General features: G+C 65.4%; 14 protein-coding genes and 1 pseudogene. 2 read left to right on the forward strand and 13 right to left on the reverse strand.

Annotation, left to right across the window (positions count from 1 at the left end):
- Positions 1-160: 160 nt before the first annotated feature.
- Positions 161-493, forward strand: coding sequence for a thermonuclease family protein (locus JHW45_RS03700; protein ID WP_272859606.1), 333 nt, complete (start codon positions 161-163; stop codon positions 491-493).
- A gap of 7 nt (positions 494-500) precedes the next feature.
- Here JHW45_RS03700 and JHW45_RS03705 read toward each other — a convergent pair.
- Positions 501-605 (reverse strand): annotated as a pseudogene (locus JHW45_RS03705) (acyl-CoA transferase); the annotation flags it as partial.
- 99 nt (positions 606-704) lie between these two features.
- Here JHW45_RS03705 and JHW45_RS03710 point away from each other — a divergent pair.
- Complete coding sequence (locus tag JHW45_RS03710; protein ID WP_119136892.1) at positions 705-1,637, forward strand: IS5 family transposase; 933 nt, start codon at positions 705-707, stop codon at positions 1,635-1,637.
- Between the two features lie 27 nt (positions 1,638-1,664).
- Here JHW45_RS03710 and JHW45_RS03715 read toward each other — a convergent pair whose 3' ends face one another.
- The 12 genes from JHW45_RS03715 to JHW45_RS03770 form a co-directional block, all read right to left on the reverse strand.
- Positions 1,665-1,982, reverse strand: a complete 318-nt coding sequence (locus JHW45_RS03715; RefSeq protein WP_272859607.1) for a DUF1801 domain-containing protein — start codon at positions 1,980-1,982, stop codon at positions 1,665-1,667.
- Between the two features lie 84 nt (positions 1,983-2,066).
- The gene (locus tag JHW45_RS03720) at positions 2,067-2,762 is read right to left on the reverse strand and encodes an RraA family protein (RefSeq protein WP_272859608.1); all 696 of its coding nucleotides are present in this window, start codon (positions 2,760-2,762) and stop codon (positions 2,067-2,069) included.
- Positions 2,759-3,454, reverse strand: a complete 696-nt coding sequence (locus JHW45_RS03725; protein ID WP_272859609.1) for an alpha/beta fold hydrolase — start codon at positions 3,452-3,454, stop codon at positions 2,759-2,761. The genes JHW45_RS03720 and JHW45_RS03725 overlap by 4 nt, the downstream gene beginning before the upstream one ends.
- A 1-nt stretch (position 3,455) precedes the next feature.
- Positions 3,456-4,430: a nuclear transport factor 2 family protein gene (locus tag JHW45_RS03730; RefSeq protein ID WP_272859610.1), complete on the reverse strand. Its 975-nt coding sequence runs from the start codon at positions 4,428-4,430 to the stop codon at positions 3,456-3,458.
- 4 nt (positions 4,431-4,434) lie between these two features.
- Positions 4,435-5,445 carry a LacI family DNA-binding transcriptional regulator gene (locus JHW45_RS03735; protein ID WP_272859611.1) on the reverse strand — a complete coding sequence of 337 codons (1,011 nt, stop codon included), beginning with the start codon at positions 5,443-5,445 and terminating at the stop codon, positions 4,435-4,437.
- Positions 5,442-6,206 (reverse strand): SDR family NAD(P)-dependent oxidoreductase, encoded by a 765-nt coding sequence (locus JHW45_RS03740; RefSeq protein WP_272859612.1) that lies wholly within the window; start codon positions 6,204-6,206, stop codon positions 5,442-5,444. Before JHW45_RS03740 ends, JHW45_RS03735 begins: the two co-directional genes overlap by 4 nt.
- Positions 6,203-7,267, reverse strand: coding sequence for an ester cyclase (locus JHW45_RS03745; protein WP_272859613.1), 1,065 nt, complete (start codon positions 7,265-7,267; stop codon positions 6,203-6,205). The genes JHW45_RS03740 and JHW45_RS03745 overlap by 4 nt, the downstream gene beginning before the upstream one ends.
- Positions 7,264-7,803 (reverse strand): ester cyclase, encoded by a 540-nt coding sequence (locus JHW45_RS03750; RefSeq protein WP_272859614.1) that lies wholly within the window; start codon positions 7,801-7,803, stop codon positions 7,264-7,266. Before JHW45_RS03750 ends, JHW45_RS03745 begins: the two co-directional genes overlap by 4 nt.
- A gap of 127 nt (positions 7,804-7,930) precedes the next feature.
- A complete protein-coding gene (locus JHW45_RS03755; RefSeq protein ID WP_272859615.1) occupies positions 7,931-9,088 on the reverse strand; it encodes a carbohydrate ABC transporter permease in 1,158 nt (385 codons plus the stop codon).
- A gap of 1 nt (position 9,089) precedes the next feature.
- Positions 9,090-10,112 carry a carbohydrate ABC transporter permease gene (locus JHW45_RS03760; RefSeq protein ID WP_272859616.1) on the reverse strand — a complete coding sequence of 341 codons (1,023 nt, stop codon included), beginning with the start codon at positions 10,110-10,112 and terminating at the stop codon, positions 9,090-9,092.
- A 70-nt stretch (positions 10,113-10,182) separates the two neighbouring features.
- Positions 10,183-11,400 (reverse strand): ABC transporter substrate-binding protein, encoded by a 1,218-nt coding sequence (locus JHW45_RS03765; protein WP_272859617.1) that lies wholly within the window; start codon positions 11,398-11,400, stop codon positions 10,183-10,185.
- A gap of 76 nt (positions 11,401-11,476) precedes the next feature.
- A complete protein-coding gene (locus JHW45_RS03770; RefSeq protein WP_272859618.1) occupies positions 11,477-12,523 on the reverse strand; it encodes an ABC transporter ATP-binding protein in 1,047 nt (348 codons plus the stop codon).
- Positions 12,524-12,630: the final 107 nt, after the last annotated feature.

Genomic DNA, 12,630 nt, shown 5'->3' on the forward strand with positions numbered 1-12,630 from the left:
CGCAGAATGGACAGGTGTTGGGATGCTGGTCGTGAGGGGTGCGAACGTGGGTTTGGGATTGGGGCGAGCCGCCGGTTGGCTGCTTGGAGGGCGGGTCGCCGCCTCGGTTATCACTGTGGTGGTTCTGACTGGATGCGTGCCAACCGAGGTTGCGGCACCCGTGACGCCATCACGGTTCGATTTTGCTGGGCAGGTTACACGGGTCGTCGATGGCGATACCTTCTGGATCAGCGGCGAGCGCACGCGCATCCGGGTCTGGGGGCTCGACGCGCCGGAGATCGGACGGACGGGAGGATCGGCAGCGACGGCGCAACTGGCTGGGCTGGTCTCCGGGCGATCTGTCCAATGTCGGATGCGCGATGTCGACCGCTATGGGCGCATCGTCGGGCAGTGCTGGCTGCCGGACGGTCGCGACATTGCAGCAGCCATGATCGCCAGCGGCACCGCGCGTGAATATTGCCGCTTCTCGGGCAATTACTACGGCACCTGCTGATCGGCCGTCACGCCAGTGGGTCTGCGGTCGTGTAGTGCAGAACCACCGGAATCACCGCCGCCTTCAGGCTGGCCGCTCCCTCAACGGGCAGATCGACGGGGCGCGGCTTCGCAGTTTCAAAGCAAAAGCAAAAGAAGCAGTGCAGGGTGGCTCTGTTGCACAAATCGCGTGAGGGATTCATCTCGTGAATCCAGCGTGGTAGCTTGACTGCATGAGCAGACCGACACCCCCGATCTACAAGACCAGGAACTGGCCCGCCTATAACCAAGCGCTCAAGCGCCGCGGCTCTCTGACGATCTGGTTCGACCCCGCCATGACGTGGAAGGCCGCGCCGACTGGCAAGCGCGGGCGACAAGCGGACTACAGCGACGCAGCCATCCAGACCTGCCTCACGATGAAAGTGCTGTTCGGGATGGCGCTCAGGCAGACGACGGGCTTCGTCGAGAGCCTGCTGCGGTTGATCGGCCTGGACTGGGCGGTGCCCGACTTCAGCACGCTGTCGCGGCGCCAGAAGACCCTGAAGGTCAACATCCCCTACCGCGGATCGGCCGGTCCGCTGCACCTGCTGGTCGACAGCACCGGGATCAAGGTCGAGGGTGAAGGCGAGTGGAACGCCCGCAAACATGGCGGCACGAAGCGCAGGGTCTGGCGCAAGATCCACATCGGGATCGACGAGAAATCACTGGAAATCCGGGCGGCCGAGTTCACCACCAGCGACGTCGGTGACGCGCCCATGCTGCCCGAACTTCTGGACCAGATACCACCCGACCAGGAGATCGCCAGCGTCACGGCAGATGGTGCTTTCGACACCCGCAAGTGCCACGACGCCATCGCCGCGCGCGGTGCCGCGGCGATCATCCCGCCTCGCAAGAACGCCAAGCCCTGGAAGCCCGACACAGCCGGGGCTGTCGCCCGCAACGAGATCCTGCGCACATCGAAGCGCGTCGGGCGGACAATCTGGCGACGATGGAGCGGCTATCACCGCCGAAGCCGCGCAGAAACCAAGATGCACTGCGTCAAGCTGCTGGGTCAGCGCCTATCCGCACGCGAGTTCGACCGTCAGGTCGCGGAGTTCCAGGTGCGCGTCGCCGTGCTCAACGGCTTCACCGCGCTCGGCACGCCCATCACAGAGGTCGCAGGATAAATCTGTCCGGGGAAAGGGGAAGTCCGATCAGCAGCCGATTTGTGCAACAGAGCCCATCGGGTCGAGTTTTGCGCCTTCCAGGAAAGCGACTTTCACGTATTTCGTGAAACAGTGAAAGTTGAGGAACCAGACGTCTTTCTGCATGCCGTAGAATGGCGAGTTCCACTTGACCGCTTTCTGCACATCGGGAACGGTTTCCTGGATCAGCGCATCCAGCTTGCGGCCGATCGTCTGTTTCCAGCCGGGCATCGCCTTGATATACGCCCGAACCGGCTGATCGCCGTAACCTTTCGGTATCTGCGGATTGCCGCCCGAAAGCAGCTTCGGCTTTTCCTCATCGCTCATGTCGCATCTCCTAAACGGGGTTTCGGCGCCGCTTCGGAGAATAGGGCCCAAAGGTCCTTCTTCGTCAACGGCGCCAGCCGCCGATCAGGTTCGCGCCCTCTCGAACGCCGTCCATGCGGCCTCGAACTGCGCGAAGTCGAAGCCGGGTGCCCGGGCGGCGTCCAGCACGATGCGTTCGGTCGCCAGCAGCCTGTCGATGGCACCGTCCAGCCCGTCGATGACATCGGGCGGGATTACCACCGCGCCGTGACGGTCGGCATGGACCAGATCGCCCGGCTTGACCGTCAGGCCGAAAACCGTCACCGGCTGGTCGATATCGCGCACATGCACGAAGCCGTGGCTGGGGCCGACCGATCCGGCGATGACCGGAAAACCCTTGGGCAGATCGCCCAGATCGCGCATCACCCCGTTGGTCAGCGCGCCGGCCATGCCGAAACCTTTGTGAACGCTTGTGTTGATCTCGCCCCAATAGGCGCCGATGGCGTCCGGGCCGTCCACATCCTCGATGACCGCGACCGAGGGGCGGGGGGCGTTGGCCATATAGCGGTAATAGTCCATCCGGCGGCTGCGGATGATGTCGCCCCCCTCGTCCGAGGGAAGTCGCGCGGCGATGCGTGCGGTGCGGGCGAAGCCCACGACGGCGCCGCCCTGCGGGTCGGAACACAGCACCGTGCCGCGGGTGAAAGCGTCGAAACCCCGCCGGCCATGGGCGACCTCGATGGCGTTGCAGACGGTGGGCGTATCGACGGATTGCAGCCGTTTCAGCAGATCCGGGGTCATGTCTCCTCCAGCCAGCGCGCCAGCGCCGCGTTCGTTTCGTCGGGTTTCTCCAGCACCGGCAGATGGCCGGCATCCTCGAGAACCACCAGCCGCGATCCGGGGATCAGCTCGTGCATCAGCTGGTGCCGTTCGACCGGACACAGCCGGTCCTGCTGCCCGCAGAGGATCAGGGTCGGCACCCGCACCCCGCGCAGGACATCCTGCCTGTCGGGGCGGTCGCGCAGGGCGCGCGACTGGCGCAGAAACACATCCGGGCCAAGATCCATCGCCATCTGCAGGCAAAGATCGCGGATCGCGGCATCTTCGACGCCTTCGGGCAGGTAGTTCGGGATCATCTGCCCGGCCATCACCTCGCGCAGCCGGCCGGCCTGCACAAGGTCCATCTGGGGGCCGCGCCCTGCCTTCACCTGCGCCAGTTCGGCGCGTGGGTTCGTATCCAGCAGCGCCAGTGCCGCGATGCGGTCGGGGGCCTGCGCCAGCACCTCCATCGCGACGATCCCGCCCATCGACAGCCCCGCCAGCGCGAAACGCGGCGGCGCATGGGCCAGCACCTCGGCCGCAAGCGCAAGGGTCGTGTCGTGGTTGGTGATCGGCGCCAGATGGACCGCGCGCGCGCCGCCGAACGCCGCGATCTGCGGCGCAAACAGCCGCGCGTCGCACATCATGCCCGGCAGCAGGACCAGGGGGGTCATGTCACACCTCGCCGGTCTGCATCAGGATCTGTTTCCAGATGGCGACCTCATCGTAAAGCACGTATTCCCGGCGCAGGCCCCACGGTCCGAATTCCGCGTGTGCCATCCCCATGATGTGCACGCGCTTGCCCGTGGGTACGCCGAAGGCGCCCCATCCGTCATGGGTGCCGTCCAGCGACCAGCGGATGGCCGCGCGCGGCGGCATCAGCGGATCGTCGCGGCCGATGGTGTGATGGATCGTGAAATCGGCATGGGGAAAGCTGGCGCGCAGGCCCAGCCAGAATTCGTCCACGCCGCCATGGCTGTGCATGGTCGCGCCGCCCGGATACTCGCCGATCACGGCGCGGTCGTATTCGGCCGGGATGACGGTGAAATCGGCGCGCATGATCCGCGACAGGATGTCGGCGTAACGCGCGCCCCATTCGTTGTCGTTGCCCGTGCCGGTATAGGGGCCGGCCACGTCGTTTTCCGGCAGATAGGGCTGGACGCAGTTTTCCGGCCCGCCCTCTCGCGCGATCAGGTCGCGGGCGAAATCCTTCGGCTGCCAGCCAAGCTGGCGGACGATGGCGCCCTGGTCGCGGATCAGCCATTCATCGGTGATCCGGTTGGCCTGGGCGAAACAGTCGGCGATGATGCGATAGATCAGCCTTTTTCCGGTCGGCTGGCCATAGACGCCCGGGCGAGCATGGGTCGCGGTCGAGCGCAGGCGGTGCGAGGACAGCAGCCCGTCATCGTTGCCCTCGCACCAGATCACGTCCTCGGCCAGAAGGGTGCGGTCGGGAAACTCGGCCAAGGTCGCCATGGTGGCCGCCACGACATTGCGGTTGCCCACCACGATCGAGGCGGGCGAGCGGACGGGCATGTTTTCGCCGTAATAATGGTCCAGCGTGGCGATGCCGCGATCTTCCCAGATCTCTTTCGTGATCCCGATGATGTAGCCCGGAAAATCCTTCCATTTCGGATCGAAGTCCTTCATGTCCTTATACCTTCGGCGTTCGTGCCGAGCCGCGGATCATCAGCGAGCCGGCGATGTGAAACTTGCGGGGCTGGGTGTCGCCCTCGATCCGCGACATCAGCGCGTCGATCGTGGCATCGACCATGCGGTTGACCGGCTGGCGGATCGTGGTCAGGGCGTATGACGGCCAGGCCGCGATGGGCACGTCGTCATAGCCCACCACCGACACGTCGCCCGGCACCGACAGGCCAAGTTCGTGGCGCAGCACGTCCATCACCGCGAAGGCCATGTGATCGTTGCCCACGAACACGGCGTCGGGCCGGTCGGGGCGTCCGAACAGGTCGCGCGTCAGGCTGGCGGCGGTGTCGCGGTCATACATGCCGTCCACCACCGCCACCGGCTCGCGCCCGTGATCCTTCAGCCCCGCGATCAGCCCCGCCGTCCGGTCCCGTCCGGTCGAGGATTCCTGCCAGCCGGCGATATGGGCGATGCGGTCATGGCCGCCGGCGACCAGGAAATTGGCCACCGCCCGCCCGCCGCCGATGTTGTCGGACGTCACGGTCGTCAGGCGCGGATCGTCCTGCCCGCGATTGAACAGCACGATGGGGATGCCGGCCGAGACGCACAGCCCCGTCAGTTCGTTGGACATAGAGACCGAGGCGGTCACGATCCCCTCGACCTGGTAATCCATCAGTTCCTGCACGATGGTGCCGATCTCGCGGCTGCGCTGCGGCACCATGAAAAGCAGGATGTGATAGCCCCGCGCCTGCAGCGCGTAGGACAGTTTTTCCAGGGCCAGCGGATAGAACTGGTTGTCCAGATAGGCGACCATCAGGCCGACGATGCGGCTTTTGCCGGTGATCATGGCCCGCGCGATGGGGTTGGGGCGATAGCCCAGCTCGGCCGCGGCCTTCAGCACCTTGGCCCTGACGGACGCCGAGGCCGAGGCGCCGGGCGTGAACACCCGGCTGACGGCGGACTGGCTGACCCCCGCATGCCGCGCCACATCGACCGAGGTGACTTTTTCCCTGCTCATTCCGCCGTCCAGCCTCCATCCACCATCAGCGCCGTGCCGGTGACAAGGGAAGCTGCGTCGGATGCCAGAAAGACCACCGCGCCCATCAGATCCTCGACCTCGCCCACGCGACCCAGCTTGATCTTGTCCTCGATCCAGGCGCGGCGTTCGGGATTGGCGAAGGTGCTTTTGGTCAGGGCGGTGCGGATGAAGGTCGGGCAGATCGTGTTGACGCGGATGCCCTGCCGGCCCCATTCGACGGCCATCGCCTTGGTGAAACCGTCCACGGCATGTTTCGTGGCGCAATAGACCGCGCGGTCGATGCCGCCGACATGTGCCATCTGGGACGAGATGTTGATCAGGCTGCCGGGGCGTTTCGCCGCGATCAGCCCGGCCGCGACGGCGCGGGTCAGGAAATACGCGCCCTTCAGGTTCAGATCGCTGACAGCGTCGAAATCGGCTTCGGTCGTGTCCAGCGCCGGGCCGTGGCGGGCCAGCCCGGCCGAGTTCACCAGGATGTCGAACGGGCCTTCGCGGGCGATGGCGGATTCGGTCGCGGCGATGTCGGCCACGTTCAAGGGCAGCACAGCGGCCGTCATCCCCTCGGCCGCCATCTGCCGGGCGAGGTCGTCAAGCTTGTCCTTGCTGCGCGCGGCCAGCGTGACCTGCGCCCCGGCGCCCGCCAGGGCAACCGCGCAGGCCAGCCCGATTCCCGAGGACGCCCCGGTGACCAGCGCGTGCCGGCCATCCAGCCGAAAGGAGGGTGTGCGGGGTAAACTCATGCATTGGCCTTTCCGGTCAAGGTGTCGAAACCGGGCCGCGCCTTGTTGAATTCGCGCATCCGGCCCAGCACATCGACACCGATCTGGTCATACATGTCCAGCAGGTCGACCAGCACCCAGTTTTCCCGGATCAGGCCGTTTTCCAGACGCCAGAAATCGAGACTGCGCAGGGTGACGCGCCTGTTCGCCGGCGGAATCCCCAGCCAGCCGCCATGGCTGATGGTCTGGATCATGTTCGGCCAGCCGGTGACGGCGGCATAGTTGCGGTCGCCGAAAAAGTGGTGACTGATGCCCTGCCGATGCTGCCCCCGATCCGGCATGGCGGCCAGGAACGGAATCTGGTGCCAGTTGCGGAAGCCGTCGATCCCGCGCGCCGTGCCGATGCCGGCCGGGCCATACCAGGTCATCCGGGGATGCCAGAAGCGGCCCATCTGCATCACCTCGGGACCGCCCTGCGCGGGGTGGCGGCCAAGGGCTGCCAGCATGTCGATGATGTGCCGGCAGGTGGCGGTTCCCTGCGCCTTGTCCCACGGTCCCGGCACGATGCCGTCCTGCGTCGCCGGGCCGGGTATATGAAATTCACGCCCCAGCGAGGGCGTCATCGGCCATGCGCCCGCCTGCATCATCACCTCGGGAATATCCCACAATCCCTGAAACTCGACCACGCGCCTGTCTTCGACGCGGAAGAATTCGTGGAACCGCATATGGACCAGATGGCCGGTCGGCGGGATGTCCAGCCACGGTGCGGCGAAAATGCCGTAATAATGGCCGCAGCAGCCGACCCAGTCCGCCCCTTCCGGCGTCGGCCCGGCCATTACGATGACGTCGCGGCGTTCCAGATCGGGAATGGCCGCGAACAGAGGCGCATAGGCGCGGTCATAGAACGCGCCCGGCCCGGCCATGTCGCCGAAAGGGAAAGCCAGCCGGATCACGGCGTCGGGGGTGAACAGGTCGTCCAGCGCGGCGCGGACCCCCGCCTCGTCGAAATCATGCATCGCCGCGCGCAGTGGTGCTATGCGCGCCTTGTGGGCGCTGTGGCGGTCCTGTTCCATGTCCTTCATGCCCCGGCCCCGTCGGGCCGCGGGGGCGTGCGTTCGCCGCGGTCGAACGCCTCCCACCCATAGCCGTCGAACACGTCGATGCCAAGCTGGGCCAGCACAAGCGGGAAATCGACCATTACCCAATTGTCCACGATCTTGCCGTCCGCGACCTTCCAGAAATCCATGTAGCGGATCTGCACCCGCTTGCCGGTGGGCGCGACACCCATGAATTCGCCCGAATGCGTGGCCTCTTGCCGGCCGAACGCGGCGGCCCATTCGCCCATGTAAAGCCGCGCCTCGTCGATGCAGATCTTGTCTGAGAAGGCGGCCTGGAAGGGGCGCTGCCAGTTGTCTTGGAACTGCTGCAACCCGATCTTGGTGCCGCAGCCCTGATTGCCGATCCAGCGAAAGCCCTGGGCGAAGAACTGGCCGATATCGTCGATGCGATGGTCGTTCAGCCCGTCCACCATCGATTCGATCATGGCGCGGGTGTCGTCGGTCTTGCCAAGGTCGGTATCGCGGCTGCGCGCCGCCTGTTCGGGTCTGGACCCTTTCATGATGTGTCGTCCTTGTGGAGTGTCGGGATAGCGGCGGCGGGGATGACCCCCGCCCGCAGGAAATCCCGAGGCATCCGGTTCAGGGCCGGGTGGCGCCGGCGCGCCCCGCGTCGCATCCTTCGTCCCATCAGCCCTTCACCGCCCCCGCCGTCAGGCCCGACACGATCTGGCGCTGGAACACCATGACCAGCAGGAACAGGGGCGCCGTGATCGACACGGCGGCCGCCACCGCCTCGACCTGGTCGGTGGTGGTCGTTTCGCGGTTGAAATAGCTGGCGATGGCCGGGACCATGGTCTGGTTCTGCGCGTCCAGCAGCAGCGAGGCCACGAGAAAGTCGTTATAGGCCAGAAGAAAGCTGAACAGGCCGGTGGTGATGACGCCCGGCCACATCACCGGCATGATGACGCGCCGGAACGCCTGGAAATGCGAACAGCCATCGACGCGCGCGGCCTCGTCCAACTCGGTCGGGATGTTCTGGAAGAACGAGCGCAGCATCCAGATCGTGAAGGGCTGGTTGATGGCGACCAGCACCGCGATCACCGCATAGGGCTGGCCGTAAAGGGTGGGCGCGGCGTCGCCCAGGATCGGGCGCAGGATCTCGGACGAGTTGATGAAGACCGGCAGATAGCCTGCGACCAGCACCGAATGCGGCAGCGCGCGAAAGATCAGCGCGACGATCAGCAGCCAGAAGGCCAGACCCGTGCCGGCCCGCGCCAGCGCGTAGCCGGCCAGCGTGCCGACGGTCAGGGACACCGTCACGACGCCGCCGGTGACGATCATCGAGTTGATGAAGTTGCGATAGAACTGGTTGTCCACCCAGACCGACTTGTAATGCTGGGTGGTCAGCCCGATGATCGGATCGCCCAGCGGGCCGGCAATGGCGTTCAGCCCCGACAGCAGCACCGGCAGCAGCACGAAGAACACCAGGATGAACGTCACCGCATAGCCAAGCGCGGCGACGATCCAGCCCATCACCACGGTGCCCGGCTGGGTGAAGCGGTTGACCATCTGCGGCAGGCCGTTGAAGGCGAAGCGGATCGACAGCCACAGGACCAGCAGCCCCAGAACGATGTCGATCACCGACAGCCCGTGCCCCTCGGCCCGCGTCTGCGGTCCGAAGATCACGTGCATCGGGTTCGAGGCGAAGGCATCGACGGGGGACTTGAAGCTCATCACCGCGATCCAGAAGATCGGGAAGGCCGCAAGGATGCACCACAGCGTCAGAAACCCGGCCGAGGTCAGCCGCAGGCTGGCCGGCTGTCGAAGTGCCTTGGCATTGGCCATGTCAGTGGCTCCCCTTGTGTTCGCGCCAGGTGCGGCGCAGCGGCCAGATCAGCAGGATCACGATCCCCACCATCGTCAGCATCGCCGAGGCCGAGGCGCGGCTGATCGCGCGGTTGCCGGCCTGATCGGGCGACAGCAGGTCATAGGTCAGCCATTGCAGCGAGATGACGTAGCTTTGCGACGAAAAGGCGATGATCTCCTCGAACACGCGATAGCAGTCCATCAGATGGATCAGCGCGATGAAGATGATCAGCGGCATCAGATGCGGCACGATGACATAGCGCAGCCGTTCCCACCGGTTCGCGCCGTCGATGATGGCCGATTCCAGCGTGTCCTGGTTCACCGTCTGAAGGCCGGCGTAGAAGATGACGAAGGCGAAGGGCGCGACGTGCCAGACGCGATAGATGATCATCATCAGTTCCAGCGTCCATGCCTGCGAGAACATCGAGATGTTCCGGGCCAGCAGCCATTCCAGACCCGAGGTCAGGATGCCGTCGCCGATGAACAGCCATCTGATGGACAGCCCGCCGATGATGGGCGTGATGATGAAGGGCAGCAGCGAGATGAAGATCACCGGCCCGCGCAACGAATGCACGGCGTTGTTCACCGCCAGCGCGATGGACAGGCCCAGCACGATCACCATGGGCAGCGTGATCAGCGTGAAGAACAGCGTGAAGCGCAGCGCCCGCCAGAAGTCGATGGTCATCAGCTGGTCCCAGCTTCCGGCGGCCAGCGCGGCCCGGACCCGGTCGGGCTGGATCAGGTTGCGATAGCTTTGCAGACCGACGAACTGCGTCTGGGTGACGACGTCGCCGCCTTCGTCCAGCATCGGGCGGCTGCTTGTGCGGGTGGTGCAGACGGGCTGGGGAAAGCCGGGTGTGCAGCTTTCGACCTCGATCCGTTCATAGACTGGCTGGGTGACATAGAAGCTCTGGATGAGGACGCTGACCAGCGGCACCGCGATGAACAGGATCATCATGAATAGCGACGGCGCGACGAAGGCTGCGAAGGTCCGGAATTTCATGCGGGGCCCCTTTTCGGTGGCGGGCGGGTGATGGCGCCGGGACGGCCTGATGCCGCCCGGCGGCGCATTCCTATTGAATCAGCCCGGCTTCCCTGGCCGAGGTGACATAGGCGTCCTCGATATCGGCCAGCGTGGTTTCAGCATCCTTGGCGCCGGTCAGATAATCGCTGGTCCCGTTGCCAAGCGCCGTGTGCATCAGCCCCATCGCCACGGTCGAGGGATAGGCGCGGGCGGGCGGCTGCGCGTTCAGCGTCTCGATCGCGCCCTTGGCCAGCCGCGTCGGCTCGTATCCCGGCACCAGCCAGATCGCCGCGTCGTTGTTGGCCTGGACCATGTCGGTGTCCAGCCCCTCGACGATCAGCTGGAAGGCGGCCTCGGCCTCTTCGTCGCTGATGTTTTTGGCGATCACCAGCCCGTCCCACCAGATCGTGGTGGCGGGCGGTCCGTCGGGGACCGCGCGCGGTGCGGCGGCGGTTTCGACCAGACCCACGACCTGGCTTTCGCCCTCGGCACCCGACGCGCCGGCGCGGCTGGCCCAGAAATTCGCCATGGCGATCTTGCCCTGCTGGAACTGCTGCTGGACATAGGTCGAATCCGACACCGTGTATTCTGGATCGAGATAGGCCGTGATCGCCTTCATCGTTTCCAGCGCCTTGACGCCCGCCTCGTTGTTGATCGTGGGCTGGTTGGCCTCGTCCACGATCTCGCCGCCATGACCGTAGAACAGGTTGATGAAATCCAGCCCCTGATCCCAGCCGGATTTCATCGTCGCGCCCAGGGGATAGTCGACGGCACCGGCCTGCTTGATGGCGTCGGCCGCCGCCAGAACCTCGTCCCAGGTTCCGGGCACGGCGATGTCCAGATCCGTCAGCACGTCGCCGCGATATTGCAGATGCTGGGTGTTCACCATCATCGCGATCGCCATGATCTTGCCGTCGATGCGGATCAGCTGGTTGGGCGACAGGTCCTGTCCGTATTTGGCGACCAGATCGTCCAGCGGCCGGATGGTCGCGTCGTTGATCAGCGGGGTGATCGTGCCGTTCGACACGCCGCCCAGCTGATACAGCGGCGGCTTGGCCGCGAAGGCGGCCGGTTGCTTGGTGCGGAATTCCTGGTCCAGTTCTGCCTTGAAGTTGCCGCATTCGGCCATGGCGTCGGCCACGGCCTTCCACGCCTCGAACGCGGCGGCCAGCAGGCTGATCTGGGTCTTGTTGTCATAGGCGCACGCCGCCGAGGCAGCCGTGCCCGTCAGCGCGACCGCGCCGGCAAGTGCCAGTGTCTTCAACATCGTCGTCTTCTCCCTGTGTTGCGATGATGCGGTCCGTGTCGCCGCATCTTTTCCGTTCACCCAGAGGCCGGGGACCCTACGCAATGCGCTCTCCGGTCCCGGCGTCGAACAGATGGCAGATGTTTGTCGGGACCGAGAACGACACCCTGTCGCCGATCTCGGCGCGGAATTCCTTGCCCGCCTTCACCGAGACCATCTCGCGGCCGGCACGAACCGCCAGCATCGTGGCGTCGCCCAGCAGCTCGATCGTGTAGAGCCGGCCGTTGATCTGGGCCGGCACATCGGACAGCGCCGCATCCTCGGCCCGGAAACCCAGCACCACCTCGCCGTCGGGCGCGTCCAGTCCGCCGATCTCGACATTGTGGCCGGCGAAGGTGCCGTGCGTGATCCGCCCCGTGATCAGGTTCATCGCCGGCGATCCGATGAAGCTGGCCACGAAGGTGTTGGCGGGCCGGTCATAGATCTCGGTGGGCGAGCCGACCTGCTGGACGACCCCCTTCTTCATCACCACCACCCGGTCTGCCAGCGTCATCGCCTCGACCTGGTCATGGGTCACGTAGACGGTCGTCACCTGCAATTCGTGGCTGAGATTCTTGATCTGCGCGCGGGTCGAGACGCGCAGCTTGGCATCCAGATTCGACAGCGGCTCGTCCATCAGGAACACGTTCGGCTCGCGCACGATGGCGCGGGCCAAAGCGACCCGCTGGCGCTGGCCGCCCGACAGTTCGGCCGGCTTGCGGTGCAGGAAATCCTCGAGCTCGACCATGCGCGCGGCCCGCATCACCCGTTCGTCATGCGTGGCCGGATCGACCTTCCGCACCTTCAGCGGAAAGCGGATATTCTCGTAGACGTCGATATGCGGATAGAGACCGTAGGACTGGAACACCATCGCCACGTCGCGGTCCTTGGGGTCCAGATTGTTGACCCGCTTGCCGTCGATGATGATGTCGCCCTCGGTCGCATCCTCCAGCCCGGCGATCATGCGCATGGTGGTGGTCTTGCCGCAGCCCGAAGGCCCCAGCAGGACCAGGAATTCGCGGTCGGCGATGGTCAGGTCGAAATTGGCGACCCCCACGAAACTGCCCCACCGTTTCGAGATGTTGCGAAGCTGGATTTCCGCCATGGATTCCCCTTGATGCGCCACGTCACGTTTGCATTCGTATTCAACAGATGTGACGCAGTCGGCGATTCGGATCAATAGAAAACGCACTCTCGTTGCGGTGAGAAAGT

The organism is Paracoccus stylophorae, assembly GCF_028553765.1.
GTDB classification, from domain to species: domain Bacteria; phylum Pseudomonadota; class Alphaproteobacteria; order Rhodobacterales; family Rhodobacteraceae; genus Paracoccus; species Paracoccus stylophorae.